The organism is Lysobacter sp. DMC97 (assembly GCF_056313745.1).
Genome location: NZ_JBQUZR010000001.1, coordinates 97,470 through 123,284, shown reverse-complemented (window position 1 = coordinate 123,284; position 25,815 = coordinate 97,470). Strand labels below are relative to the sequence as shown.

22 protein-coding genes are annotated in these 25,815 nt (G+C 65.5%); 11 read left to right on the top strand and 11 right to left on the bottom strand.

Annotation, left to right across the window (positions count from 1 at the left end; all coding sequences use genetic code 11):
• Window positions 1-140: 140 nt before the first annotated feature.
• The 6 genes from ACT53Q_RS00330 to ACT53Q_RS00305 all read left to right on the top strand — a co-directional run bounded on the left by ACT53Q_RS00330 (window position 141) and on the right by ACT53Q_RS00305 (window position 8,224).
• Window positions 141-2,555, top strand: coding sequence for an efflux RND transporter permease subunit (locus tag ACT53Q_RS00330; protein WP_476184677.1), 2,415 nt, complete (start codon window positions 141-143; stop codon window positions 2,553-2,555).
• Complete coding sequence (locus ACT53Q_RS00325; RefSeq protein ID WP_476184676.1) at window positions 2,552-3,472, top strand: outer membrane lipoprotein-sorting protein; 921 nt, start codon at window positions 2,552-2,554, stop codon at window positions 3,470-3,472. The genes ACT53Q_RS00330 and ACT53Q_RS00325 overlap by 4 nt, the downstream gene beginning before the upstream one ends.
• Window positions 3,473-3,760: 288 nt before the next feature.
• Window positions 3,761-4,663: an outer membrane lipoprotein-sorting protein gene (locus ACT53Q_RS00320; RefSeq protein WP_476184675.1), complete on the top strand. Its 903-nt coding sequence runs from the start codon at window positions 3,761-3,763 to the stop codon at window positions 4,661-4,663.
• A complete protein-coding gene (locus ACT53Q_RS00315; protein WP_476184674.1) occupies window positions 4,660-5,970 on the top strand; it encodes a GMC family oxidoreductase N-terminal domain-containing protein in 1,311 nt (436 codons plus the stop codon). Before ACT53Q_RS00320 ends, ACT53Q_RS00315 begins: the two co-directional genes overlap by 4 nt.
• 68 nt (window positions 5,971-6,038) lie before the next feature.
• A complete protein-coding gene (locus ACT53Q_RS00310; RefSeq protein WP_476184673.1) occupies window positions 6,039-6,788 on the top strand; it encodes an SRPBCC family protein in 750 nt (249 codons plus the stop codon).
• Window positions 6,789-6,919: 131 nt separating this feature from the next.
• Complete coding sequence (locus ACT53Q_RS00305) at window positions 6,920-8,224, top strand: GMC family oxidoreductase N-terminal domain-containing protein (RefSeq protein WP_476184672.1); 1,305 nt, start codon at window positions 6,920-6,922, stop codon at window positions 8,222-8,224.
• Between the two features lie 190 nt (window positions 8,225-8,414).
• Here the strand turns inward: ACT53Q_RS00305 and ACT53Q_RS00300 are convergent, their stop codons facing one another.
• The 6 genes from ACT53Q_RS00300 to ACT53Q_RS00275 all read right to left on the bottom strand — a co-directional run bounded on the left by ACT53Q_RS00300 (window position 8,415) and on the right by ACT53Q_RS00275 (window position 14,133).
• Window positions 8,415-9,740: a cytochrome P450 gene (locus ACT53Q_RS00300; protein ID WP_476184671.1), complete on the bottom strand. Its 1,326-nt coding sequence runs from the start codon at window positions 9,738-9,740 to the stop codon at window positions 8,415-8,417.
• Window positions 9,741-10,016: 276 nt separating this feature from the next.
• A complete protein-coding gene (locus ACT53Q_RS00295) occupies window positions 10,017-10,163 on the bottom strand; it encodes a hypothetical protein (RefSeq protein WP_476184670.1) in 147 nt (48 codons plus the stop codon).
• Between the two features lie 152 nt (window positions 10,164-10,315).
• Complete coding sequence (locus ACT53Q_RS00290; RefSeq protein ID WP_476184669.1) at window positions 10,316-11,119, bottom strand: ABC transporter permease; 804 nt, start codon at window positions 11,117-11,119, stop codon at window positions 10,316-10,318.
• The gene (locus ACT53Q_RS00285; protein WP_476184668.1) at window positions 11,116-12,084 is read right to left on the bottom strand and encodes an ATP-binding cassette domain-containing protein; all 969 of its coding nucleotides are present in this window, start codon (window positions 12,082-12,084) and stop codon (window positions 11,116-11,118) included. Before ACT53Q_RS00285 ends, ACT53Q_RS00290 begins: the two co-directional genes overlap by 4 nt.
• Before the next feature lie 297 nt (window positions 12,085-12,381).
• Window positions 12,382-13,611 (bottom strand): cytochrome P450, encoded by a 1,230-nt coding sequence (locus tag ACT53Q_RS00280; RefSeq protein ID WP_476184667.1) that lies wholly within the window; start codon window positions 13,609-13,611, stop codon window positions 12,382-12,384.
• Between the two features lie 390 nt (window positions 13,612-14,001).
• Window positions 14,002-14,133 carry a hypothetical protein gene (locus tag ACT53Q_RS00275; protein ID WP_476184666.1) on the bottom strand — a complete coding sequence of 44 codons (132 nt, stop codon included), beginning with the start codon at window positions 14,131-14,133 and terminating at the stop codon, window positions 14,002-14,004.
• Window positions 14,134-14,841: 708 nt separating this feature from the next.
• On the opposite strand from ACT53Q_RS00275, the gene ACT53Q_RS00270 reads away from it, so the two are divergent.
• Window positions 14,842-16,101 (top strand): beta-ketoacyl synthase N-terminal-like domain-containing protein, encoded by a 1,260-nt coding sequence (locus ACT53Q_RS00270; protein WP_476184665.1) that lies wholly within the window; start codon window positions 14,842-14,844, stop codon window positions 16,099-16,101.
• Between the two features lie 79 nt (window positions 16,102-16,180).
• On the opposite strand, the gene aat is transcribed toward ACT53Q_RS00270, so the two are convergent.
• From aat to ACT53Q_RS00245, 5 genes are all read right to left on the bottom strand, one after another.
• Complete coding sequence (gene aat / locus ACT53Q_RS00265; RefSeq protein WP_476184664.1) at window positions 16,181-16,924, bottom strand: leucyl/phenylalanyl-tRNA--protein transferase; 744 nt, start codon at window positions 16,922-16,924, stop codon at window positions 16,181-16,183.
• Window positions 16,921-18,054, bottom strand: a complete 1,134-nt coding sequence (locus ACT53Q_RS00260) for a GNAT family N-acetyltransferase (RefSeq protein WP_476184663.1) — start codon at window positions 18,052-18,054, stop codon at window positions 16,921-16,923. The genes aat and ACT53Q_RS00260 overlap by 4 nt, the downstream gene beginning before the upstream one ends.
• The gene (locus tag ACT53Q_RS00255) at window positions 18,051-18,485 is read right to left on the bottom strand and encodes a GNAT family N-acetyltransferase (RefSeq protein WP_476184662.1); all 435 of its coding nucleotides are present in this window, start codon (window positions 18,483-18,485) and stop codon (window positions 18,051-18,053) included. The genes ACT53Q_RS00260 and ACT53Q_RS00255 overlap by 4 nt, the downstream gene beginning before the upstream one ends.
• 3 nt (window positions 18,486-18,488) lie before the next feature.
• Window positions 18,489-19,442, bottom strand: a complete 954-nt coding sequence (trxB, locus tag ACT53Q_RS00250; protein WP_476184661.1) for a thioredoxin-disulfide reductase — start codon at window positions 19,440-19,442, stop codon at window positions 18,489-18,491.
• A gap of 135 nt (window positions 19,443-19,577) precedes the next feature.
• On the bottom strand, window positions 19,578-20,291 hold the full coding sequence (locus ACT53Q_RS00245; protein WP_476184660.1) for a pseudouridine synthase: 714 nt from the start codon (window positions 20,289-20,291) through the stop codon (window positions 19,578-19,580).
• Between the two features lie 220 nt (window positions 20,292-20,511).
• Between ACT53Q_RS00245 and ACT53Q_RS00240 the strand changes: the two genes are divergently transcribed.
• The 4 genes from ACT53Q_RS00240 to ACT53Q_RS00225 all read left to right on the top strand — a co-directional run bounded on the left by ACT53Q_RS00240 (window position 20,512) and on the right by ACT53Q_RS00225 (window position 25,776).
• On the top strand, window positions 20,512-22,803 hold the full coding sequence (locus tag ACT53Q_RS00240; RefSeq protein ID WP_476184659.1) for a DNA translocase FtsK: 2,292 nt from the start codon (window positions 20,512-20,514) through the stop codon (window positions 22,801-22,803).
• A gap of 127 nt (window positions 22,804-22,930) precedes the next feature.
• Window positions 22,931-23,575, top strand: a complete 645-nt coding sequence (gene lolA / locus ACT53Q_RS00235) for an outer membrane lipoprotein periplasmic chaperone LolA (protein WP_476184658.1) — start codon at window positions 22,931-22,933, stop codon at window positions 23,573-23,575.
• Window positions 23,572-24,282, top strand: a complete 711-nt coding sequence (locus tag ACT53Q_RS00230; protein ID WP_476184657.1) for a hypothetical protein — start codon at window positions 23,572-23,574, stop codon at window positions 24,280-24,282. The genes lolA and ACT53Q_RS00230 overlap by 4 nt, the downstream gene beginning before the upstream one ends.
• Before the next feature lie 162 nt (window positions 24,283-24,444).
• Window positions 24,445-25,776 (top strand): replication-associated recombination protein A, encoded by a 1,332-nt coding sequence (locus ACT53Q_RS00225; RefSeq protein ID WP_476185148.1) that lies wholly within the window; start codon window positions 24,445-24,447, stop codon window positions 25,774-25,776.
• The last annotated feature ends 39 nt before the right edge of the window (window positions 25,777-25,815 follow it).

The window sequence follows — 25,815 nt, the reverse complement described above, 5'->3', positions numbered from 1 at the left end:
CACGATGATCAACAGGAAGTGCATTCATGTCCGTTAGAACGCGAATGGTAGACCGATTGACCAGGCACTTCGAAAACGTCCCGGATGCATTGCGGAAGAGACGTTTCCTTGTCGTCATTTTCTTCCTTGGCCTGCTTGCCGTGAGCATCTTCGGCATCAGCAAGCTGCGCATGGACATGACCATCGAGGGCTGGTTCCAGAAGGATGATCCGACGCTGGTCGCGTTCAATCGCTACCACGCGCAGTTCGGCAGCGAGGACGGCGTCTACATCGTCTACAAGGCGAAGGACGGCGACGTGTTTTCGCCGGCTTCGCTGGAAACCGCGCGCCGCATCCAGGACGAGCTGATCAACTTCCGCTCCCGACTCAAGGAAGGCGAGGAATCCGCGCTCGAACACATCGTCAAGGTCGATACCCTGGTCAACGCCTCGGTGCTGACGGTCGACGGTGACGTGCTGGCGGCCAGGCCGCTCGTCGGCGACACGGTGCCCACCTCGCCCGAAGCGCTCGCCGAGATCAAGGCGATCGCGCAATCCGAGAAACAGCTGCCGCTGCAGTTCTTCTCGCGTGACCACAAGTACGGCGGCATCTACATCGAAACCGATTTCGGCGCCGTCCCGGTCGATGCGGAGACGGTCACCGACGACACGGTCCTGTCGCTGGATCAGGCGGCCCCCGCCCCGACGGGCGAGGAAAAGCCGGTCGAGTTCAAGCCCACCGACCAGGCCGACTACCTGAAACTGTCCGAAGCGATCCAGAAGATCCTCGACAAGCCCGAATACGCCAAACAGTTCGATTTCTACGCGGTCGGCAATACCGCGGCGGCCAAGTACGACGTGCAGATGTCCGAAGAGATGGGCATGCTCTACATGGCCGCGTTCGTGATCATCATGGTGCTGCTGTGGTTCCTCTTCCGCTCCGTGTCGGCCGTGGTGTGGGCGATGCTGACGGTCATCCTCAGCACGGTCTTCACGCTTGGCGTCACCGGTTTGCTGGGCCTCACCGTCACCGGCTTCCTGATCCTCACCATCCTGCTGATCCTGACCGTCGGCGTGGCCGACTCGGTGCACGCGCTGACCGGCTACACGCGCCTGCGCACGACCGGCATGGACCACCAGCACGCGCTGCGCCACACCTACAAGTTCGCCGGCGTGGCACTGCTCCTGACCGGCATCACCAACATGGCCGGCACGTTGGCGCTGAACATCACGCCGGTCGTGCCGATCCAGAACTTCGCGATCATGTCGACCCTCGGCATCCTGTTCGCCTTGTTCCTGACGTTCTACCTGCTGCCCGTGCTGATCGACTTCTGGCCGACGGTGTCGAAAAAGAAGGTGATCGTCGACACGCCGGACAAGAAGCGGTTCCTGGATGTGCTGCCGTTCCTCCGCTCCGTGCTGGACAAGATCGTCCCGCTGGTGGAGAAGCGTCCGGTCGCGTTCATCGTTCCCTTCGTCCTGACGCTCCTCGTGTCGCTCTACGGCGCCTCCCAGGTGAAGGTCAACTCGCAGATCCTGGACCAGTATCCGAAGGACTCGGACTTCACCCAGAGCGTCCAGGTCGCCGACAAGCACATGATGGGCGCCTACGCCATGGTGCTGTACCTCGATTTCCACGAGGACTTCGCCCTGCAGGATCCTGACGTGCTGAAGGCGATGGACGAACTGCAGAAGAAGTTCGAGACCAAGTACAGCAAGTACGTGGTGCTGACCAACTCCCTCGCCTATGTGGCGAAGGACGCCAACCGGAAACTCAACGGCAACGCGCCGGAGTACGAGCGCATCCCCGAGACTCGCGAAACGCTGGCGCAGACGCTGTTCCTGTTCAACAGCGCGAATCCGAGCGAGCGCCAGCGCCTGGTCGACGACAGCTACAGCAAGGCCAACATCAAGATCTCGCTGCACAGTTACGGGTCGTACGAGTACTACCAGGTCTTCAAGCAGATGCGCGCCGACATCGACGAGATGATGGCGAAACTGAAGGCGAAGTACCCCAAGACCGAAGTGTCCATCACCGGCATCTTCACGCTGGCGATGCAGGCGGCCCAGTACCTGACCGAAAACGAGGTCATCTCCTTCGGCATCGCACTCGTCGTCGTGAGCGTGATCCTGCTGCTGGTGTTCGGCTCGTTCAAGGTCGGCATGATCGCGCTGTTCCCCAACCTGATCCCCGCGTTGCTCACCCTCGGCCTGCTCGGGATCAGCGGGATTCCGCTCGATTTCTTCACGATGATGCTCGCGCCGATCATCATCGGCATCTCGATCGACGACACCGTGCACTTCCTGTCGACCTACCAGCTGCAAATCGCCGAAGACGGGAACATCAACGCGGCGCTGCGGCGGACCATGGCCGAAACCGGTCCGGGCGTGGTGTTCACGGCGCTGATTCTGGGCCTGGGCTTCGGCATCATGTCGATCGCCTCCGCCGCCGGCACGTCCAACATGGGCAAGTTCGGCGCACTCGCGATCCTCATGGGCCTGCTCAACGACCTGTTCCTCTTGCCAGCCCTCTTGCTGACATTCAAGCCGAAGTTCAAAACGGAGACAATTGGATGAAAATCCCCTGCAGTATTTTGTTCGCGGCGATGATTCTCGCCGCCCCCCAGGCATCCTTCGCGCAAAATGCCCTCGAGATCATGAACAAGGTGGACGATGCGACGAATCACAGCTATTCGTCGTCGGTCCGCGAAATCAAGTACACGACCTGCCGCTACAACATCAATGGCGGCAAGCTGTCCTGCGCGGAGAAGCCGCGCATCGTGATGATCGAGTCGTACAGCAAGACTCGCAGCCCCCCGGGAACGCGCGACATCGAATTCAAGGCGCTCGACGTCATCATGCAGCCGGTCAGCGACAAGAACACCGCGATGCTGTCCTGGGGTTACGCCGGAGACGACAGGCCTTCCGACTTCTGGGTCTATCTGCCCGTGCTGAGCAAGGTCAAGCGCGTCGTGTCCGTCACCGACGGTGGCGAGAGCGGAGCGGTGTTCGGTTCGGAAGTGTCGGCCGAAGACGCCGACGTCAGAAAGGTGCGGGATTACACCTACAAGATCCTCGGCGAGGACACCTATCGTGGCCGCCCGGTCTGGAAGATCGAGATGACCCCGACGGCCAGCCGCCGCAAGCGTTCGTACTACGGCCGCATCGTCGCCTACGTCGACAAGGAGCGCTTCATCGTGCTCAAGGAAGACCTCTACGACCGCAGCGGCAGGCAGTACAAACAATACACCGTGCTCGACGTGGAGCAGATCGGCAAGGTCTGGATGATCACGAACGCCGCGATGAACAACCTCGTCAAACGTCGAATCACCACCTGGGTGCAGCCCAACATCGCGCTCAACGTCGACATCAACGAGGAATTCCTGACCCAGCGCTCGCTCACCGACTTCGCGTATCGCGAGCGCAACATGCAGACCTATCGCAAATTCCTGCCTCAGGGAGGGAGCGGGACGCCGGCGCCGGCCAAGCCTTGATCATGTCCTGACCATGTCATGAAACGGTCACGACCGACCACTGCATCGTGGTCGGTCGTCGGCTGCCTCCGACACGGCCGGATCCTTGTTTTTCAGCATTTTTCTGGTCACCGGGAAAACTTCCAACACACTCGTATTGAACCTGAATTTCGGCATAATGTGATCGCCTTCGCAGTCGGCGTGTGCGGTATTGGCATGTTCGATGTGTCGGCAATCACATGGGTCTGCTCAACACTTCCGTTGTTGCTGCCCATCCCGTCGACCTAGGATTCAAAAGGGGACAGTTGGATGAAAAGCGCCTACCGTTTTTTGCTTGCGGTGCTGTTTCTGGCCGCACCAACCGTGTCGCTCGCGCAGGATGCCCGCGAGATCATGATCAAGGTGGATGATCTACTCAATCGTACTTATCAATCGTCAGTCCGTCAGATGAAGTTCTCGACGTGTCGTTATGCGTTGTCGAACGGTAAACTTTCCTGCGTGGAGAAGCCGCGCAACATCCGCTTCGAAGTATTCAGCACGCACAAACCTGCTCCGCAGGGAGGCATCGACCACAAGTCGCTCGACGTCATCGTCGATCCCGTCAGCGACAAGGGGACGACGATGCTTTCGTGGATCTACGCCGACGACGACAAGCCTTTCGACATCTGGGTGTTCCTGCCCATCCTCAACAAGGTCAAGCGTCTGGTCGCGGTGTCCGATGGCAAGGAAGCGGCTGCGATGTTCGGATCGGAGGTGTCGACCGAGGACTCGTCCGACGACAGGAAAATCCGCGACTACACTTACAGGTTGCTCGGAGAGGAGACGTATCGCGGGCGGCGGGTCTGGAAGATCGAGATGACCCCGACGGCCAGCCGCCGCAAGCGTTCGTACTACAGCCGCATCGTGACCTATGTGGACAAGGAACGCTTCAACGTGCTCAAAGATGAGCTGTACGACCCGTCCGGTCGTTTGTACAAGGAATACTCCGTGATCGAGGTCAAACAGTTCGGCAAGTTGTGGTTGGCAACGAAAGCGTCGATGAACAATCTCCTCCGCCGCCGGATCACCGTGGTGGAGACGACTGCCGTCGCGTTCAACGTCGCCATCGACAGCGAATTCCACACCCAGCGCTCGCTGACCGATTTCGCCTATCGCGAGCGTCAGATGCAGCTCTACCGCAAGTCTTTGACCCAGGGGCCGGCCAAACCATGACGATGTCGGGAAACAGTGAAAATTACGATTGCATCGTGGTCGGCTCCGGCACCGCCGGAGCCGTGATCGCGCGCGAGCTCAGTGCTCGCGGACAGAAGGTGCTGATCCTCGAGCGGGGGAAATATCTCCCGCTCAAGGAGAACCTCTGGACGCTCGGGTCGATGTTCAACGAAGTCGACGTGGCCGACAAGCTCAAGGACGCCAAGGTCTACGCCGCAGGCGGATGCAGCGCGATGTACATGGCGGTCATGGACGAACCGCCGATCGATGCCTATCGGGCGCTCGGGATCGATCTGCAGCCCGCCTACGATGCGATCCGCGCGCAGGTCCCGCTCGCCGAAATGCCCGATGCGCTCATGAGCCCGCAGGCGCACAAGGTGCGGGAAGCCGCCCTTGCGCTCGGTTACGACTGGAAGAAGAAGCTGATGCTGATCGACCAGTCGAAGTGCAACGGCGTCTATTCATACGACGCCAAGTGGAAGGCGCTGACCTTCATCAATGAGGCCGTGCGCCAGGGCGCCGTGCTCAATTGCGAGACCCTGGTGGACCGGGTGCTGATCGAGAGCGGTCGTGCGGTCGGCGTGGAATGCCGGGTCAAGCAGGGCGCGTTCGGCAGCCGCACCGTCCAGTTCCGGGCGGAGCGGGTCGTCGTCTGCACGGGTTCGCTGTCGACGCCGCAACTGCTGCGCGCCAGCGGGCTGAAGCATGTCGCCGCCGGCGGCTATTTCATCGATCCCAGCTTCACGCTGTTCGGGCGCATCCCGGGCTTCCGCGGCGTCGACAGTTTCTGCGGCACCATGGAAACCACGCTGGAAGAGGGCATCGTCCTGAAGGACGCGAACGTCCACAAGCTGCCGTTCCGCATGTTCATGATGCAGTACATGCAGATTTCGCGGATGTTCAAGTACGAGGAACACATCGGCGTCACGGTGATGGCCCACGACGAAGTCGGCGGCGGGCTCTCCGAAGAAGGGCGCTACCACAAGCCTCTCGATGCCGCGGTGTTCGACAAGCTCGCGCGCGGCGAGCAGGCGGCACGCGCGATCCTCGAACGCGCCGGTGCCAAGGACATCTTCAAGGCGCCGATGTTCTCCGGTGGCGCCCTCGGTACTTTGCGTGTCGGCAGCGATGTCGACGCGAGACTCGAAACGAGCGTGCGCGATCTTTACGTGTGCGACGGCTCGCTCATCCCCGAGAACGGGCGGGTTGCGCCGACGCTGACACTGCTTTGCCTGGCGAAATACTTCGCCGACACGCTCGCACAACCCCGGGACGCGACCGCCGCAGTGCAGGGTGTGTCGGCCTGACCGCCGCACCCGCGCGAGCGGCGCTCGTGTTCCATCAATCCACCCCATCGCGACGACAGGAAGACAACATGACGGACGTATCGAACACCGCCCCCAAGAAGGTCAAGGATCCGCTCTGGAAGAGGCTCTATTTCGGCTTCAGCCTTTGCGTGATGGCCGCGCTCGTCGCGCATGTCGCATGGGTGAACTCCGGCTCGGCCCAGTGGAAGCTCGCCAAGGACGAGAATGGCATCAAGGTCTACACGATGAAGACGCCGGGCGACGCGATGCTGAAGCTGCGGACGGTGATGGAGGGCGACTACACGCTGAACCAGCTGGTCTCGCAGCACATCGGCGTCGGCGACACGCTGCAGGTGTGCAAGGAATGGATTCCCGGCTGCAACGATTTCAAGCGCATCATGCCTTTCAATCGGGAGCGCGGCTACGACCGTGATCTCTGGCGCGTGGCGATCCCGGGACCGTTCGCCGATCGCGAGCTGCTGATCTCGACCATCTTCCATCAGGACAAGGCGACCAAGAAGGTCACGCTCGACGTGGTGGGCATGCCCAACGCCCTGCCGCCGACGCCCGGCACGGTTCGTTTGGAGCGCATCCACAACCAGTGGACCTACACCCCACTGCCCAGCGGCAAGGTCGAAGTGGCGCTGATCCAGGACGTCGGTTTTTCGGACGTCGGCTTCGTGCCGTACCCGCTCCTGAACCTGGGTCTCGTCGATGACAGCTACACGTTCTTCGCGACGACGCTGCGTTCGAGCTTGCTGGAAGACAAGTACGTCCACGCCAAGGTCGACCTGGTCGACCTCGAAGACATCCGCTGACCGGATGCTCCCGGGCGCCTGATGCATGGCCCCCGGCCTCGACAGGTCGGGGGCCTGCCGAACACAGGCCCATCGCAAGTCACTGCCTCAGGGAAGAGGGGGGCGCAGCGCGCGCCGGCCAAGCCATGACCATGTCCGAAGAGAACGGAATCTACGATTGCATCGTGGTTGGCTCCGGTACCGCCGGCGCCACGATCGCGCGCGAACTCAGTGGTCGCGGGCAAAAGGTGCTGATCCTGGAGCGGGGGCCCTATCTCCCGCTCAAGGAGACGCTCTGGACGCTCGGGTCCATGCTCAAGGAAGTCCGTGTGGCCGACAAGCTCATGGAAGCCGTGGTGTACGCCGCCGGCGGCTCGAGCGCGTTGTATCTGGCGATCATGGACGAACCCCCGATCGGCGCCTATCGCGCGCTCGGCATCGATCTGCAGCCCGCCTACGATGCGATGCGCGTGCAGGTTCCGCTCGCCGAGATGCCCGATGATCTGATGAGCCCGCAGACGCACAGGCTGCGGGAGGCCGCCATCGCGGCCGGTTACGACTGGAAGAAGAAGCTGATGCTGATCGACCAGTCGAAGTGCAGCGGTGTCTACGCGTACGACGCCAAGTGGAAGGCGCTGACCTTCGTCGATGACGCCGTGCGCCAGGGCGCGGTGCTCAAGTGCGATGCCCTCGTCGACCGTGTGCTGGTCGAGAACGGGCGCGCGGTCGGCGTGGAATGCCGGATCAAGGAAGGTGCGTTCGGCCGCCGTGCCGTCCGCTACCGGGCGGAGCGGGTCATCGTCTGCGCCGGTGCGCTGGCGACGCCGTTGCTGCTGCGCGCCAGCGGGCTGCAGCATGTCGCCGCCGGCGGCTTTTTCATGGATCCCATCTTCACGCTGTTCGGGCGCATCCCGGGACTACGCGGCGTGGACAGTTTCACCGGCACGATGGAAGCCAGGCTCGAAGAGGGCCTCGTGCTGAGGGACTCGAACTTCCACAAGCTGCCGTTCCGCATGTTCATGCTGCGGTACATGCAACTGTCGCGGATGTTCAAGTACGAGGAACACATCGGCGTCACGGTGATGACCCACGACAACGTCGGCGGCGAGCTGTCTGCCGAGGGTCGCTACAACAAGACGCTGGATGCCGCGGTATTCGACAAGCTCGCGCGCGGCGAGCAGGCGGCGAGGGCGATCCTCAAGCGCGCCGGTGCCAGCGACATCTTCAAGACGCCGCTGTTCACCGGCGGTGTCCACGGCACGCTGCGCATCGGCAGCGATGTCGACGCACGGCTCGAAACCAGCGTGCGCGATCTGTACGTCTGCGATGGCTCGCTCATCCCGGAAAACGGACGGGTCGCGCCGACGCTGACACTGCTTTGCCTGGCAAAATATCTCGCCGACCACCTGACCCAGACCCGGAATGCACCTGCAGAAGCGGAGGGCGTGCCGGCCTGACCGGCGCCCTCCCGCAAAGGGATTCGGATCTGGTCACCCGGCCCGTCGCAACGACGGAAAGAGGTGGCGCAACGAAGGCCCGGACGGTTCTGTCCGGGCCGATGTCGGAGGCGAGGGATGATGCGGGCCCCGCCGATTGCGGGCATTGCCCGCAATCGACGATGACCCATCGGGCACTTCTCGTCGGTGCCTACACGCTGACCGGGATATCCGTCGCGCCGCGCATGTTCATGCGGCCGTTCCAGCGCACCGGACCGGACAGCGCCAGTTTCGGGAACCTGTTCACCAGACGGCCGATCGCCACCCGGCCTTCCAGTCGTGCGAGCGCGGAGCCGAGGCAGTGGTGCAGGCCGACGCTGAAGGTCACGTGATGGTGGGCGAGTTCGCGATCAAGCCGCAGCACGTCGGCGTCCGGACCGAACATGCGCTCGTCCCGGTTCGCCGAGCCGAGGAGGGCGATGATCATCGCGCCGGGCGGGATCTCCTTGTCGCCGATCGTGTACGGAGCGACGGTGATCCGGCGGGTCTGGTGAGTGGGGCTGTCGTAGCGGAGGAATTCCTCGACGGCATTGCCGATGAGGTCCGGGTTCGACCGCAGCAGCGCATGCTGGTCGGGATGACGCAGCAACGCGGTGATGCCGTTGCCCATCAGGTTGTAGGTCGAATGGTGGCCGGCGATGTAGAGCAGCAGGACCTGCGCCACCAGTTCGTCCTCGGAGAGGAAGTCGCCGTTGTGCGCGGCCTGGAGCAGCCCGGTCAGCAGGTCGTCGGCCGGATTCTTCCGCTTCCAGACGATGGCATCACGCATCATTTCGCACAGCTCGACGTTGGCCCGGACGATCTTCTTCATCACCTCGGGATCGTCGACCGGTTCCAGCGCAAGCACCATGGTTTCGGTTAACTCGAGCAGCCGCTTGGTGTCCATGCTGTCCGGCATGCCGAGCATCCGGGAGATCACCGCGAACGGCAGCGGGAAAGCGAACGCGTCGATCAGGTTGACCGAACGCGCATCGGCGATGCGGTCCAGCAACTGATCGACCAGTTCGACCACCATGGGCTCCAGCGCGGCGATCGAGCGCGGCGAGAACACCTTGCCCACCAACGACCGCAGTCGGGTGTGGTCCGGCGGGTCGCTGTCCATCATGGTCACCAGTTTGACGGGCGAGTTGACGACGATCTGCTCGAACTGGTCGCGCATCGGGCCGGGCGCGATGTTTTCCTCCGATGCGGACAGTCGGGCATCGCGCAGCAACGCGGAGACATCGGCGTAACGGGACACGAACCAGACGCCCAGCGGATGCTCCTGCACCGGAAGGAGATCGCGCATCTCGCGGTAGTGTTCGTACGGGCTCTCGTCAAATCCCGGCGTGAACGGGTTGAACATTCCGGGGGGCATCGGAGGCATGCCCATTTCATCGTTGGTCCCGGTCTCATGGCTCGCTTCCATTTCCGCGGCCGTTTCCGTTTCAAAGGTCGTTTCGTTTGTGTGCATTCCTGCATTCATGGTGTTTTCCATCCATTAGAGTGGAAAATCGATAGTACACAGGTTGATCCGCGTGCATTTCGGCCATGGCAGCGCCGCGGATCTTGCGGCAATTCGAATCGCCTTTTTTTCATCGGGTAAATCACAGACAAATAGTGATGGCGATCGTGCGATCCCGGGCAGAGAGTGATGACATGCGTGCGATCGTGTCGTGGATTAATGGCAGCCCGCGCAGCGACCGATGCCGACGAACGGTCATGGTCACATGCATGTTTACGATTTCAGCGCCTCACTGCTGCGCGCATTCATTCACCGCAGCGTGGACATGCGGCCGTCGACGTCGGCCCGCAGCGAGTCGCGGCTGACGTCATCGTTGCCGTTGAAAGGTGTGCAATTGGCGCCATGTTCACGGCGCATCGGCCGTGAATTCAGTCGATCAAAGCGATTGGCCGTCATCGGGATATTCGTACGCTCCCGAATCCGCGTCGGTGGACTTCGACTTGTTCATGCCGTTCCGGCTGGAGCGGAACCCCGTTTCCAATATCGAGGACGCGCCACGATCGCGATCCTTCGCCGGCATGCGCTTCGCTGCATACCTTCGTCCTGCGTCATTTTCTTCGCAGCAACCACAGCACCACCGGCGGCAACGTCAATATCAGCGTGACCGGTGCGATCAATGCGTATGCAATGTCCAGACCGGTCGCCGTTCCCGCCATCAATCCACGAATCGCCGTGACCATCATCGAGACCGGATTCAACTCCACCAGGTAGCGCAGCGTGGGAGGCATCGTCTCGGGCCGCACCATGATGTTGGAGGCGAAGGTCAGCGGAAACACCACCGCGTAGCTGATCGGCACCACGGTCGCCGCCGTCCTGACCAGCAACCCGATCACCATGAAGATGCAGCCCACGCCGACGCCGATCACCAACAGCAGCGCGAACGTGGCGAGAACGCCTGCGATGCCGGCCTCGGGCCGGTATTGCAAGGGCAGGGCGACGACCAGAACCATCAGGCACGAGATCAGATGGCGCATCAGGTCGCCGACCATGAGCCCCGCGAAGGGCGCATGCGACCAGATCGGCAGGGTCTTGAACCGGTCGAACAATCCCTTGGACAAATCCGTGGAAAGAGCCATTCCGGAATAGGCGGAATTGAAAAACACCATCTGCACCAGGATGCCGGGCACGTAATACTGCAGATAGTTTTTCGTTGATCCCTCCAACGCGCCGCCGAATATGAACGTGAACAACAGCGTCAACATGACTGGCGTGATCACCAGGTCAAAGAGCTGTTCCGGCATGTGTTTGAACTTCAGTATTGCGCGCCAGGCGAACACGAGCGCATTGGAAGCCGCGGATGGCCGCGACGGCGGCGCCACCCTGCGCATCAACGTGGCACTTGCATCGCTCATTGCGGATTCTCCGTCCTGGATTTGCCGGTCAAGCTGAAGAACACTTCATCGAGGCTGGGCTGGCCCATGGCGAAGTTGGTCAGTCGGATACCCGCTGCGTGCAGTGCCGCAACGGCATCAAGCGCGGCGGCATCGGTTCCTGCAACCGCGTAGATCGATGCCCCCTCGACGCTGTGCTGGACGGGCGCCCCCAACTGCGTCGCAAGAATCGCGTGCGCTTCTTCAATGCGGGATGGATCGGCAGGCGTGACGTGCAGCACGCCGGATCCGGTGGCCGCCTTCAGTTCGCGGCTGGTGCCCTCGGCGATCTTGCGACCGTGGTCGATCACCGCGATCCTGTCCGCCAGTTGATCGGCCTCTTCCAGATACTGTGTCGTCAGCAGGATGGTGACGCCCAACGCGGCCAGGCCACGGAGCCGCTGCCACACGTTCTTGCGTGCGCTCGGGTCCAGGCCGGTCGTCGGTTCGTCCAGGAACAGCAGGCCGGGAGTGACCACCAGCGAGGCGGCGATATCCAATCGGCGTCGCATGCCGCCGGAATAGAACTTGACCTGGCGCCCTGCGGCCTCGCTCAGATCGAAGTCTGCGAGCAGTTCGTCGGCGCGCGCCCGCGATGCCGACCAGCTGAACCCCCACAAGCGCGACAGCATCACCATGTTCTCGCGCCCGGTCAGGTCTTCGTCGAGCGAGGAGAACTGTCCCGTCATCGAGATGGCGCGACGTACGCCCTCGGGATCGGTGCGCAGGTCATGGCCCATGATCTCTGCGGTCCCGCCACTGGGGGCGGTCAGCGTGGCCAGCATCCGCAAGAGCGTGGTCTTGCCCGCGCCGTTGGGTCCCAGCACCGCAAAGATGCTGCCTCGTCGTACATCGAGATCGATGCCTTCGACCGCCTTGACGTCCCCGAAATGCTTGGCAAGCCCGCGCGCGAATATCGCCAGTTCGACGCCGGAGTCAGCCTGCATGTCGGTGCCCGCTCGCGGGGAGCGAGGCAGCGGCCATCGTGTCCGGCATTCCGTTTGCCTTGAAGAAATCCATCGTCATCGACGTTCCATGTGATGAGGTCATGTGCGGAAGACGGCAGCATCCCGGCACCGTAATCCATCGGCGCCACTTGCCGTCTATGACCTGTGCTTGTCGGTGTTTCCATGGACGCGGCTTCGCTCGACCAGAGCGGCCGTCCGGAAACGGAGTGAGGTTCGTGCCGCTGTTGCCCGACGGCGGCGAGGCTTTTGCGCCTCGCCGCCCGTGGGTCAGAGGCCTTACACGCTGATCGGGACGTTCTTCGCGCCGCGCAGGTTGATGCGGCCGTTCCAGACCACCGGGCCGGCCAATGCCAACTTGGGGAAACGGCTCACCAGCCTGCCGATCGCCACGCGACCCTCCAGGCGGGCGAGCGCGGAGCCGAGGCAGTGGTGCGCGCCGAGGCTGAACGACACGTGGTGGCGCGCCTGTTCGCGGTCGAGTCGCAGCACGTCGGCGTCCGGGCCGAACACACGCTCGTCGCGGTTGGCGGAGCCGAGGCAGCCGATCATCATCTCGCCGGGCGGGATCTCCACGCCACCGACCTGGTACGGGGCGATGGTGATCCGGCGGGTCTGGTGGGTCGGGCTGTCGAAGCGGAGGAATTCCTCGATGGCATTGCCGATGAGGTCCGGGTTCGAGCGCAGCAGCGCATGCTGGTCAGGGTGACGCAGCAGCGCGGGGATGCCATTGCCGATCAGGTTCACGGTCGTGTGATGGCCCGCGGCGTAGAGCAGCAGGATCTGGGCCACCAATTCGTCCATGGTGAGGAGGTCGCCGTTGTGCTCCGCCTCGATCATCGCGGACATCAGGTCGTCGCCCAGGTTCTTCCGCTTCCACGCGATGATTTCCTGCAGCAGGCCGACGGCCTCGATCTCGGCCCGGACGATCGTCTTCAGCACCTCGGGGTCGCCGACCGGTTCCAGCGCGATCACCAGCGTCTCGGTCAGCTCCTGCAGCCGCGTGGCATGCTCGTCCGGCATGCCGAGCATCTTGGAGATCACGGCGAACGGCAGCGGGAACGCGAACTTGTCGATCAGGTTGACGGTGCCGGCGTCGGCGATCTCGTCCAGCGACTTCTCGACGACTTCGATGATCATGGGCTCCAGCGCAGCGACCGCACGCGGCGTGAAGACCTTGCCCACCAGCGACCGCAGCCGGGTGTGGTCCGGCGGATCGCTGTCCATCAACGTCACCAGCTTGACCGGCGCCTCGACGACGAGCTGCTCGAACTGCTCGCGCATCGGGCCTTCGGCGAGGTTGTGGTCCGCCACGGACAGCCGGGCGTCGCGCAGGATGGTGGAGACGTCGGCATGGCGGGTCACGAACCAGAAACCCATCGGGTGTTTCTGCACCGGGTCGGTGTCGCGCAGCCTGCGGTACTGCTCGTACGGGTTTTCGTCAAAGCCCGGCGCGAAGGGATTGAAGAGTTCCGGGGTCGCTTCGGCTTCCAGGATTGTTTCGGTCACGGCGTGGTTCCTTCCATTATCAGTTATGGTTTGGTACGGTTCAGCATGAGCATATTGTGTATTCTCCGCATGTCAACCACGTGGCGGAGAGATCGTCGTGGCCGGGTGCCTGCATCTCAGGCACGACCGAAAAATACGATGCCGGCACACGCGATCGACATCCGCATTCGGGCGCGAAAACTGAACCGATTCGCATTTCACGAACGATACGCAAGTTGAAACGATCTTTCTTGAATTCGCGTCCGCAGTATCTTGCTTGCTCCAGCGAATTCAGCCATGAACGCCATGGCCTGTTGGCCGATCTCCGGGAGATGCATTTGCGCGATGACCGGCCTCTGCGAGGCCAGGCCGCCTGATACTTGCAACTCTGCCATTGACGTGGTGTCGACCTCATGCCCGGATGCGCATGACGATATGTCCGTAGCGGCATGATGATCTCCAGACGAACGTATCCGAGGCAGCGTTGACCAACGTCTCGGCCAACGCAAAATGCACGAAGCCGTGATCGGCGATGACGGCCATGCCCATGCCGTCAACCGTTTCGCGAGGGAAACGTGTGCTGCAGGTCGAGGACGATATCTCGATTCCCGATGCTTCCCGATGGGTAATCCCAGCCGCGGATTCTCTCCGGCATCCGGTTCTGCCGTGCCTGTCGTCGACTGTGGCGCTTGCAGTTTTCGCGATGCGGCCCGACCGCATTCGGTTCCCGCCGGCACGTCGGATCGCGCGTGGCCATCGTCGACTGCCATCACGCTTCGACTTGCCCGATCGAGCACCGTTGGCGCGGTCTCGGGTCCACCGATGATTCCGGCCCACGGCTTGCGTTCCGATGCATGCAGGAATCTCCGGCTTCGCGACATGGCGGCTGCGTGCGGCATGAGGCTTCGATTCCGCGTCCTTCAGCCGTCACGCATCGCGTGCGCCCTCCCGCCGAAGTGGTCGTGGCCGGCGGAAGAAGGCCGGCTCGCCGATGTCGTGTTTCCTGCACGACAGTTTGATCGACATCGTGCCGGCTTCGGATGTGTTCCGGCAGGATCGCGACGACCTGCGCGTCGACGCAACCCGTCTTCACGCGTCCTCCCGGTCTGTCGAGGGTAGAGAACCCGCAGGCCGATTGGCTACACTGCGCGGCCCTGGTCGGCGCCGACACCACCGTGCTGACGCTGGAAACGCTGTCTCTGCGCTGCACGAAGGATCGGGCGCGCGCCATGAACATGGATGCCCCATCGTATGCAAAGTACTGACCGTTCCGACATCGCGATCACCGGCATCGGTGCGGTTTCCGCCATCGGCGCCGACGCGGCCACGCTGCAGCACGGGTTGCTGGAAGGTCGTGCCGCATTCGGCGTGATGCAACGCCAGGGGCGGCAGATTCCGGTGCGCGAAGGCGACATCGGCGGCAGTGCTTCCGCGTTCCTCGGCGCCGAAATCGCCATGCCGAAGGTCCCGACGGAACGCGCCAGCATCGCCGCCAGGAACCTGTCGCTGACCGCGCAGGCCGCCCTCGCTGCACTCGAAGAAGCCTGGCAGGACGCGGGGCTCGACGGCGTTCCGCCGGAGCGCATCGGTCTGGTGGTCGGCGGCTGCAACGTGCAGCAGCGCGAACTGGTCCTGCAGCAGGATCGCTACCGTGGACGCGAGACCTTCCTGCGTCCGACCTACGGCATGTCGTTCCTCGACACCGACCTGTGCGGCCTGTGCACCGAGGTGTTCGGCATCCGCGGGCGCGCCTGGACGGTGGGCGGCGCCTCCGCCAGCGGCCAGCTGGCCGTGATCGAGGCCGCCGACGCCGTGGCCTCGGGCCGTGTCGACGTCTGCATCGCCGTGGGCGCCCTCATGGACCTGTCCTACTGGGAATGCCAGGGGTTGCGCACGATGGGCGCGATGGGCTCGGACCGGCACGCGAAGGCGCCCGATCTGGCCTGCCGTCCGTTCGACACCCATCGCGACGGTTTCATCTTCGGCGAAGCCTGCGGCGCCGTGGTGCTCGAACGCGCGGATGCGCTCGGCCATCGCGATCGTCCGCCGCACGCGAAGCTCGCGGGCTGGGGCGTGTGGATGGATGCACACCGCAACCCGAGCCCGTCCGTGGATGGCGAGATGGCGGCGATCGCGCGTGCTCTGGCCGGCGCAGGCCTGTCGGCAGGCGACATCGACTACATCAACCCGCACGGCACCGGGTCGCCGCTGGGCGACATCGTCGAACTCGAGACCCTGCGCCGCTCGGGGCTGACGCATGCCTGGATCAACGCGACGAAGGCGCTCACCGGCCATGGATTGACGGCTGCGGGCACGCTGGAACTGGTCGCGATCCTGCTGCAGATGCGCGCCGGCCGGCTGCATCCCACGCGCAACCTCGACGAACCGATCGACCAGGCGTTCCGCTGGACCGGTGAGCAGGGACAGGACCACGAGATCCACAACGCCCTCAACCTCAGCCTGGGTTTCGGCGGCATCAACACGGCGGTCTGCGTCCAGCGCTGGAGCTGACGCGACACCGCGGAAGGAGGCTGCAAACGGCGGTGGCGTGTTGTTCGCGCGTGGCGACGCCGTGCGCGCCGACGCCGCATCAGACGGCGTCGACGATCTCCGCGATCGGCAGTGCGCCGAACGCCTCCTTCCATGACCCGACACGGCCCGGCTGTGCCGTCTGCATCTCGATCGCCGCCAGGAACCGCGCACGCGACCAGGCCTCGGCGCCGAGCCGCGCGAGGTGCTGGTTCTCGACCTGCGCGTCGATCAACGGCCAGCCCCATGCGTGCAAGCGATGCGCGAGGGCCGCCAGCGCCGCCTTCGAACCGCCCGAGGCCGGGCTGACCATGCTTTCGCCGTAGAACATTCGGCCGACGGCGACGCCATAGATGCCGCCGACCAGCGCGCCGTCGCCATCGAAGACCTCGACGCTGTGCGCGTGGCCGAGCCGATGCAGTTCGCGATACGCGGCCTGCATGGCATCGGTGATCCACGTGCCGTCCTGCCCGGGGCGCGGCATGTGCGCACAGTGGCGGATCACCTCGGCGAACTGCGTGTCGGCGCGCGCGGTCCAGCCGAGGCCGCGCAGCGTGCGGCGATCGCGGCGCGACAGGTGCACGCCGTCGGTGCGGAACAGGGCACGCGGGGCAGGGGACCACCACAGGATCGGCTCGCCTTCCGAGAACCACGGGAAGACGCCCTGCCGATAGGCGTTGAGCAGTCGCTGCGGCTGCAGATCGCCGCCTGCGGCAAGCAGGCCGTTCGGTTCGCGCAACGCGCTCGACACCGGCGGGAACGGCGCTGCGGGATCGGGCGAGAGCCAGGGCAGGCGCAGGGTCATGCGTCGGGCGCGGGATCGCGGAACGGCGAGTGCCGCGCCATCTCCGCCGCGTAGCGCCGGGTTGCTTCCTGTTCTTCGTCGCACCAGCGCGCGATCGCCTCGGCGAACCCGGCGTCGGCGATCCAGTGCCGGCTGTGCACGAACGTCGGCAGGAAGCCGCGATCGATCTTGTGCTCGCCCTGCGCACCCGGCTGGAAGCGGGTGAGACCCTCGCGCAGGCAGTATTCGATGCCCTGGTAGTAGCAGGTCTCGAAATGCAGCCCCGAATGCATTTCGTCGTGGCCCCAGTAGCGGCCGTAGAGGGTGTCGCCGCCGCGCAGGCAGAAGGCGCCCGCGATCGGCCGGCCGTCGCGCTCGGCGAACACCAGCACCAGCCCGCGCGGGAACGCCTGCGCAAGATGTCGGAAGAACGGCAGCGTCAGCGCCGGCGAATTGCCGTGATCGTCGAAGGTGCGCCGGTAGAAACCGTGCATCGCGGCGAGATCCGCCTCGCTCGCCTCGTCGCCGTGGACCACGCGGAACGTCACGCCGGCACGCGCGACCTTCGCGCGCTCCTGGCGGATGTTCTTGCGATGCTTGTGGTCCATCGCGGCGAGGTAGTCGTCGAACGTGCGCCAGCCGGCGGCGTTGTGCCAGTGGTACTGCACGTCGAGTCGCGACAGCCACGGTGCATCGAATGCCGCGGTTTCCGCCTCGGGCAGGAAGTTCACGTGCGCCGACGTGCAGCCCGCCGCGTGCGCGAACGCGGGCATCGCGTGCACCAGCAACGCACGTGCCTCTGCATCGCGCGCGAGCAGGCGCGGGCCCGTCACCGGCGAGTAGGGCACGGCGCACAGCCATTTCGGGTAGTAATCGTGGCCGTAGTGCGCGTAGGCGCGGGCCCAGGCATGGTCGAACACGAATTCGCCGTGCGAGTTGGTTTTCACGTAGCCCGGCGCGGCGGCGACCAGTTCGTCTCCTTCCCACAGCGTGAGATGCAGTGGCCTCCAACCCCAGTCCTCGCGCAGGCAGTCGTGCGTTTCCAGCCCGGAGAGGAAGGCGTGTGACACGAACGGATTGCAGCCGTCGTGGAGGGCGTCCCACGCGGCGGCGGGGAGGTCATCGAGCGAATGAAGTGCCCGGAGCTTCATGTCGTCGGAGATCGCAGGTACACGTCCGGATCATGCTTCTGCATGTGCCGCTCGGGCTGCGACAGCGGTTCGAAACCCAGCTTCGCGTACAGCGGCTGCATGTCGCGGGTGACGAGGTGCCAGCGGCGCAAACCCTGCAGGCGCGGATCGGCCATCAGCGCCTCGACGACGGTGCGGCCGTGGCCGTGGCCGCGGTGTTCCGGCAGCACGAAGACGTCGGCGAGGTAGGCGAAGGTGGCCTGGTCGGTCACGGCGCGGGCGAACGCGACCTGGCCGACACCGTCGAGGAAGCCGCCGCAGCAGACCGAATGGCGCAGGGCGCGCTCCAGCGTGTCGCGCGGGATGCCGGCGGCCCAGTACGAGTCGCCGGACAGGAAACGATGGATCAGCGCGAGGTCGAGGTCGTCGAAATTCGCGCTGGTCCGCAGCATCGCTCAGCCTTCCTTGTCGAGGAAGCGCTCGGCGTCCAGTGCGGCCATGCAGCCGAAGCCGGCGGAGGTGATCGCCTGGCGGTAGACCTGGTCGGCGACGTCGCCGGCGGCGAACACGCCCGGGATCGAGGTCTGCGTGGCGTTGCCGTCGAGGCCGGTCTGGATGGTGAGGTAGCCGTTCTTCATCGCCAGCTGGCCTTCGAACAGCGTCGTGTTCGGGGTGTGGCCGATGGCGACGAACAGACCGTGGATCGCGATGTCGCGGGTGGCGCCGTCGAGCATCGACTTCACGCGCACGCCGGTGACGCCCTTGTCGTCGCCCAGCACTTCGTCGACGGTGTGGTGCCACACGGGTTCGATCTTGCCGGCCTGCACTTTCGCGAACAGCTTGTCCTGCATGATCTTCTCGGCGCGCAGCGTGTCGCGGCGGTGCACGAGATAGACCTTGCGGGCGATGTTCGACAGGTACAGCGCTTCCTCGACCGCGGTGTTGCCGCCGCCGATCACGGCGACGTCCTGGTCCTTGTAGAAGAAGCCGTCGCAGGTAGCGCAGGCGGACACGCCGCGGCCCTTGAAGACCTCCTCGGACGGGATGCCGAGGTACTTGGCGGTGGCACCGGTGGCGATGATCAGCGCGTCGCAGGTGTACTCGCCGCTGTCGCCCTTCAGCCGGAACGGCCGCTGCGACAGGTCGGCGGTGTGGACGTGGTCGAACACGACCTCGGTCTCGAAGCGTTCGGCGTGCGCCTGCATGCGCGCCATCAGGTCCGGGCCCATCAGGCCGTGGGCGTCGCCCGGCCAGTTGTCGACCTCGGTGGTGGTCATCAGCTGGCCGCCCATCTGCAGGCCGGTGATGACCACGGGCTTGAGATTGGCGCGGGCGGCGTACACGGCGGAAGTCCAGCCGGCCGGGCCGGACCCGAGGATGATCAGCTTCGAATGCTTGGGCGTGCTCATGGTGTCTCGCGAAGGGGCGGGGGCGATGCCGGCAGGGCGCCGCGGCAGAGGGGAATTGTAGCCAAGGGAGGCCGGATCAACCCGGCCGGGTGCGCCGCAGGCGGAACGCTGCATCGCGCCCCGGTCGGACCCGGGTCACCAGTCCTGATGGTCGGGGAGCAACCCGCGCAGTTCGGCGTCGGTGAGGTTGCGCCACTGGCCCGGCTTGAGATGGCCCAGCTTGAGCTTGCCGATGCGCACGCGCACGAGCTGCTTCACGCGGTAGCCGAAGTGCGCGGCCATCAGGCGGATCTGGCGGTTGAGGCCCTGCACCAGCACGATCCGGAACCCGAACGGCCCCAGCTTGCCGGTCTTGCAGGGCAGGGTGGTCTCCCCGTGGAGCGGCACCCCGCGGCTCATGCCGCGCAGGAATTCGTCGGTGACGCGGTGGTTCACCGCGACCAGGTATTCCTTCTCCAGCTTGTTCTCGGCGCGCAGGATCGCGTTGACGATGTCGCCGTTGCTGGTCAGCAGGATCATGCCCTCGGAGTCCTTGTCGAGCCGGCCGATCGGAAAGATCCGCTGCTGGTGGCCCACGAACTCGACGATGTTGCCCTTGACGTGCTCCTCGGTGGTGCAGGTGATGCCCACCGGCTTGTTCAGCACGATGTAGACGTGCCGGCGCTGGCCCTTGGCGGCGGTGCGCGGGCGCAGCACCTCGCCGTCGATCCGGACCTCGTCCTCCTCGCCGAGCTCGGTGCCGATCCGGGCGCGGACGCCGTTGACCGTGACCCGGCCTTCGCCGATCAGCCGGTCGGCCTCGCGGCGCGAGCAGTACCCGGTGTCGCTGATGTGTTTGTTGAGGCGCATGGACGGGCGGCGGGCTTCGGGGCAGGGCGGGCATCGTAGCCGGTGGCGGCCGGAAAATCGCCTGCGGCGGCCTCGTGCCTGACCCGGGATACCTGTAAGATCAGCCATCTGGACGACTTTTCTCAGGCATTCCCACACGGTGGCACGCGAGCTTCCCACCTCCGGCGGCAAATCCCGTCGCGCTGCGCCAGCCGCAGCGGCCGCGACCGAAGCGCCGAAGATGAGCCCCGGCCGTCAGCGGCTGGTGCGCGACATCGCGCTGATCATGATCGCGCCGCTGCTGCTGTACCTGCTGGTCTGTCTCTTCACTTTTTCGTCGCAGGACCCGGGCTGGTCGCATTCGGGCAGCGTGACCGCGCCGCTGGAGAACGCCGGCGGCCGGGTCGGTGCGTGGCTGGCGGACGTGCTGCTGTACCTGTGCGGCTACGTCGCGTTCGTGCTGCCGCTGATCCTCGGTGCGATCGCCTGGATCGCGCTGTTTGGGATGGACACCGACGGGGACGGCGACGCCGACCTCGGCCCGGCGCTGCGTCTGGTGGGCATCGTCGGCTTCGTGGTCGCGGCCACCGGACTGCTGACGCTGAAGATCGGTTCGGTCGCGGACTTCTCCGCGGGCGCCGGCGGCATCCTCGGCAAGCTGGTCGGCGACTCGCTGCTGCGCGGGTTCGGCATGATCGGCGGCAACCTCTTCCTGATCGCGCTGCTGCTGATCTCGATCACCCTCGCCACCGGGCTGTCGTGGCTGGCGGTGATGGATCGCATCGGCTTCTGGCTGATGAAGCTGCCGCCGCTGTTCCGTCGCGGCACCCAGCAGGCCACTGAATGGCAGGCCGCGCGCGCGATGCGCGAGGAGCGCGAGGAAGTCCGCAAGGTCGAGACCGAGAAGCGCGCCAAGCGCGAGCCGGTGAAGATCGAACCGCCGCCGCCGACCGCCGCCGTCGAGAAAAGCGACCGGGCCAAGCGCGAGCAGCAGATCCCGCTGTTCCACGTCCCCGACGGCAGCGGCCTGCCGCCGCTGTCGCTGCTGGACGACCCCAAGCCGCAGCCCAAGGGCTACGACGAGGACACGCTGGAGACGCTGTCGCGGCAGATCGAGTTCAAGCTCAAGGACTTCCGCATCGATGCGCAGGTGGTCGGTGCCTACCCGGGCCCGGTGATCACCCGCTTCGAGATCGAGCCCGCACCGGGCATCAAGGTCAGTTCGATCAGTTCGCTCGACAAGGACATCGCCCGCGGCCTCAGCGTGAAGTCGGTGCGCGTGGTCGACGTGATCCCGGGCAAGTCGGTGATCGGCCTGGAAACGCCGAACACCAAGCGCGAGATGATCTATCTCAGCGAACTGCTGCGTTCGAAGGAATACGACAAGTCGGTCAGCCCGCTCACGCTGGCGCTGGGCAAGGACATCGCCGGCCGGCCGACCGTGGCCGACCTCGCGCGCATGCCGCACCTGCTGGTCGCCGGTACCACCGGCTCGGGCAAGTCGGTGGCGGTCAACGCGATGGTGCTGTCGCTGCTGTACAAGGCCTCCGCGAAGGACCTGCGGATGCTGATGATCGACCCGAAGATGCTGGAACTCAGCGTCTACCAGGGCATCCCGCACCTGCTGGCGCCGGTCGTCACCGACATGAAGGAAGCGGCGAACGGCCTGCGCTGGTGCGTGGCCGAGATGGAGCGCCGCTACAAGCTGATGAGCGCGGTCGGCGTGCGCAACCTCGCCGGTTTCAACAAGAAGGTGAAGGACGCGCAGGACGCCGGCCAGCCGCTGCTGGACCCGCTGTTCCGGCCGAACCCCGAGCTGCAGGAAGCCCCGCCGGCGCTGGAACCGATGCCCTTCATCGTCATCTTCATCGACGAATTCGCCGACATGATGATGATCGTCGGCAAGAAGGTGGAAGAACTCATCGCCCGCCTGGCGCAGAAGGCCCGCGCCGCCGGCATCCACCTGATCCTCGCCACCCAGCGCCCGTCGGTGGACGTCATCACCGGCCTGATCAAGGCGAACATCCCGACCCGCATCGCGTTCCAGGTGTCGAGCAAGATCGACTCGCGCACCATCCTCGACCAGAGCGGCGCGGAGACGCTGCTCGGCCACGGCGACATGCTCTACCTGCCGCCGGGCACGGCGATGCCCGAACGCGTGCACGGCGCCTTCGTCAGCGACGAGGAAGTGCATCGCGTGGTCGAACACCTCAAGCACATCGGCGGCGGCCCGGACTATGTCGAGGGCGTGCTGGAGGAAGTGCAGACGATGGGCGACGGCGTGGTCGTCGGCCCGACGGGGCTTCCCGAAACCGGCGGCGGAGCGGGCGACGAGAGCGATCCGCTGTACGACGAGGCGGTCAAGATCGTCACCGAAAGCCGCCGCGCCTCGATTTCCGGCGTCCAGCGCCGGCTGAAGATCGGCTACAACCGCGCCGCCCGCCTGATCGAGGCGATGGAGCAGGCCGGCATCGTGTCGCCGCCCGAGCACAACGGCGACCGCACGGTCATCGCGCCGCCGCCACCGCGCTGATTGCACGATCCGACCCGCCTCGCGCCGCGACCTGCCGTCTCCGGACGTCGGGCCGGCCGCGGCCAATCCGCGTTCAGCTTCTTCCGTTCAGACTCGCCGCCAGTCCCGCCCGGAGCTTCCCCGCCCCATGATCGGCCTCCCGAAGATCGGTTCCGCCGCCGTCCGTTCCGCCGCCGCGTTCCTGCTGCTCGCCTCCGGCTTCGCCCAGGCCGGCGCCCGCGACGGCCTCGACGCCTTCACCCGCGATCTCAAGGGCCTGCAGGGCACTTTCACCCAGCAGGTGTTCGACAACCAGGGCCGTCGCAAGGAAGCCTCGTCGGGCTCGGTGGCGCTGTCCGCGCCGAAGCTGTTCCGCTGGGAATACCTGAAGCCGTACCCGCAGCTGATCGTCGCCGATGGCGCCAAGGTCTGGATCTACGACCCCGACCTCAAGCAGGTCACGGTGCGCTCGCAGGGTGCCGAAGAGCAGAACAGCCCGCTCGCGGTGCTGACCGATCCGAAGAAGCTCGACCAGTCCTTCGCCATCACCGAAGCCGGCCGCGAAGGCGGGCTGGAGTGGCTGGAACTGTCGCCGAAGCGCAAGGACAACACCGGGTTCGAGCGGGCGCGCCTCGGCTTCGAGGGCACCGCGCTCGCGAAGATGGTGATCGTCGACAGCCTCGGCCAGCGCACCGAGATCACCTTCGCTGGCTGGAAGCGCAATCCGAAATTCGCCGCCGCGACCTTCAGGTTCTCGCCGCCGAAGGGCGTCGACGTGGTGCGCGGCGAGTGAGGCATCTCCCGCACCACGCTGCCGTCGCGACCGCGCCGCTGTTGCTGGCGGTCGCGCTGTGCGCGACCGCGGCACCACCGACGGCACCGAAACCCAATCCCGCCACCGCCCGGCTCGCTGCGGCGCAGGAACGCGAAACGCTGGACAGCGTCGTCGCCGCCTCGCTGGTCGGGGCGCTGTCCGAGCAGCTCGGCGGCCGCGCGGTAAAGCTCAAGCTTGGCCGCGTCGACGTGCAGACCACCAGCCTGCGCGACCGCCGGGTGAGCGGGCAGGGCGAGGTGCAGATCGGCAACGCCGAGGAATGGATCGGCTTCCGCTTCGTCGCGCTGTACGACGCCATCTTCGAAAGTGCCGGCTATCCCGAACTCGACATCGGCGCGGCCGGCCCCGCCAGCCGGCCGGTGCCCAACGACGCGACCCTGATCCGCGAACTGGACGACCACGTCGTCGCGAAGCTGGGCGAGGAATTCGGCGGCCAGCACGTGCGCTTGCAACTGGATCGCATCGCCACCACCGAAGCCAGCCCGCGCTATTCGCGCATCGACGCCACCGGCATCGCCGACTTCGGGCCCGACGGCACCGCACCGGTGCGGGTCGAGGGCCTGTACGACCGCCTCGACAAGACCTGGCTGCGGGCGTCGTACACGCTGGACCAGGACACGAGCAACGACGCCGGCAGCAGTCCGTCGCCGGTCGGACATCGTTGAGGCGTTGATCCGCGGCTCGGCCCCTGCGACGCCGACCTGCTAAGGTGGCGCTCCCGCACCGGACGTCCTCGTTTGCCCCGCGCCACGCCGCCCGCACCGTTCTCCGAAGCGCCCGACCTGCTGGCGGTCGATCGCGAGGCGCTGCGTCCGCTGGCCGAGCGCATGCGCCCGCGCACGCTGGACGACATGGTGGGCCAGCGCCGGCTGCTGGCGCCGGGTACCGCGCTGCGGCGCTCGATCGAATCCGGCCACGTGCATTCGATGGTGCTGTGGGGCCCGCCGGGCTGCGGCAAGACCACGCTTGCGCTGCTGCTGGCGAAGTACGCCGACGCCGATTTCCGTGCGATTTCCGCCGTGCTCTCCGGCCTGCCCGAGGTGCGGCAGGTGCTGGCGGAAGCCGCCAACCGTTTCGCCGAGGGTCGGCGCACGGTGCTGTTCGTGGACGAGGTGCACCGCTTCAACAAGGCGCAGCAGGACGCGTTCCTGCCGCACATCGAGCGCGGCACCATCCTGTTCGTCGGCGCCACCACCGAGAACCCGTCGTTCGAGCTGAACTCGGCGCTGCTGTCGCGCTGCCGGGTGCACGTGATGGAAGCCGTGTCGGCCGACGACATCGCCGTCGCGCTGCAGCGCGCGCTGGACGATCCCGAACGCGGGCTCGGCGACCGCGCCCTGACGATCGCGCCTGCCCAACTGCACCTGATCGCCGTCGCCGCCGACGGCGACGTGCGCCGCGGCCTGACCCTGCTGGAGATCGCCGCCGAACTGGCAGGTGAGGGCGATGCGGCCGGCGAGGGCGGCACCATCACCGACGAGATCCTCGAACAAGTCCTCGCCGACCGCACCCGCCGCTTCGACAAGGGCGGCGAGCAGTTCTACGACCAGATCTCGGCGCTGCACAAATCCGTGCGCAGCTCCAACCCCGACGCCGCGCTGTACTGGCTGGCGCGGATGCTCGACGGCGGCTGCGACCCGATCTACCTCGCCCGGCGCATGACCCGCATGGCGGTCGAGGACATCGGCCTGGCCGACCCGCGGGCGCTGCAGATGGCGATCGACGCCTGGGACACCTACGACCGCCTCGGCAGCCCGGAAGGCGACCTCGCGCTGGCGCAGCTCGTGATCTACCTCGCCAGCACCGCCAAGTCGAACGCTGCCTACACCGCCTTCGGTGCGGCCAAGCGCGACGTGGCCGAACACGGCACCCAGGAGGTGCCGCTGCACCTGCGCAACGCGCCGACGAAGCTGATGAAGTCGATCGGCTACGGGAAGAACTACCGCTACGACCACGACAGCGCGGGCGGGGTGGCGCTGGAGCAGACCGGCTTCCCCGACGCCATGGGCGAGCGCGTCTACTACCGGCCCGTCGCGCGTGGCCTGGAGATCAAGCTGAAGGACAAGCTCGACCGCCTCCGCGCGGACCGCGAGCAGGCCCGTACCCGCGCCCGGAACGATGCGGGCGGTGGCGAAGACGACAATGCGTCAAGCTCATGAATCACTTCACGTTCGACTTCCAAATCTTTGAAATGAAAG

Bases quoted from the DNA above. Each gene is read 5' to 3' on its own strand.
- ACT53Q_RS00255 (WP_476184662.1), bottom strand. From the start codon at position 18,485: ATGCTGCGGACCAGCGCGAATTTCGACGACCTCGACCTCGCGCTGATC.
- ACT53Q_RS00305 (WP_476184672.1), top strand. From the start codon at position 6,920: ATGTCCGAAGAGAACGGAATCTACGATTGCATCGTGGTTGGCTCCGGT.
- ACT53Q_RS00310 (WP_476184673.1), top strand. From the start codon at position 6,039: ATGACGGACGTATCGAACACCGCCCCCAAGAAGGTCAAGGATCCGCTC.
- ACT53Q_RS00245 (WP_476184660.1), bottom strand. From the start codon at position 20,291: ATGCGCCTCAACAAACACATCAGCGACACCGGGTACTGCTCGCGCCGC.
- ACT53Q_RS00315 (WP_476184674.1), top strand. From the start codon at position 4,660: ATGACGATGTCGGGAAACAGTGAAAATTACGATTGCATCGTGGTCGGC.
- ACT53Q_RS00270 (WP_476184665.1), top strand. From the start codon at position 14,842: ATGCAAAGTACTGACCGTTCCGACATCGCGATCACCGGCATCGGTGCG.
- ACT53Q_RS00240 (WP_476184659.1), top strand. From the start codon at position 20,512: ATGAGCCCCGGCCGTCAGCGGCTGGTGCGCGACATCGCGCTGATCATG.
- ACT53Q_RS00325 (WP_476184676.1), top strand. From the start codon at position 2,552: ATGAAAATCCCCTGCAGTATTTTGTTCGCGGCGATGATTCTCGCCGCC.
- ACT53Q_RS00300 (WP_476184671.1), bottom strand. From the start codon at position 9,740: ATGGAAAACACCATGAATGCAGGAATGCACACAAACGAAACGACCTTT.
- ACT53Q_RS00225 (WP_476185148.1), top strand. From the start codon at position 24,445: ATGCGCCCGCGCACGCTGGACGACATGGTGGGCCAGCGCCGGCTGCTG.
- ACT53Q_RS00275 (WP_476184666.1), bottom strand. From the start codon at position 14,133: ATGGCCGTCATCGCCGATCACGGCTTCGTGCATTTTGCGTTGGCCGAG.
- ACT53Q_RS00260 (WP_476184663.1), bottom strand. From the start codon at position 18,054: ATGAAGCTCCGGGCACTTCATTCGCTCGATGACCTCCCCGCCGCCGCG.
- ACT53Q_RS00285 (WP_476184668.1), bottom strand. From the start codon at position 12,084: ATGCAGGCTGACTCCGGCGTCGAACTGGCGATATTCGCGCGCGGGCTT.
- aat (WP_476184664.1), bottom strand. From the start codon at position 16,924: ATGACCCTGCGCCTGCCCTGGCTCTCGCCCGATCCCGCAGCGCCGTTC.
- trxB (WP_476184661.1), bottom strand. From the start codon at position 19,442: ATGAGCACGCCCAAGCATTCGAAGCTGATCATCCTCGGGTCCGGCCCG.
- ACT53Q_RS00320 (WP_476184675.1), top strand. From the start codon at position 3,761: ATGAAAAGCGCCTACCGTTTTTTGCTTGCGGTGCTGTTTCTGGCCGCA.
- ACT53Q_RS00290 (WP_476184669.1), bottom strand. From the start codon at position 11,119: ATGAGCGATGCAAGTGCCACGTTGATGCGCAGGGTGGCGCCGCCGTCG.
- ACT53Q_RS00295 (WP_476184670.1), bottom strand. From the start codon at position 10,163: ATGACGGCCAATCGCTTTGATCGACTGAATTCACGGCCGATGCGCCGT.
- lolA (WP_476184658.1), top strand. From the start codon at position 22,931: ATGATCGGCCTCCCGAAGATCGGTTCCGCCGCCGTCCGTTCCGCCGCC.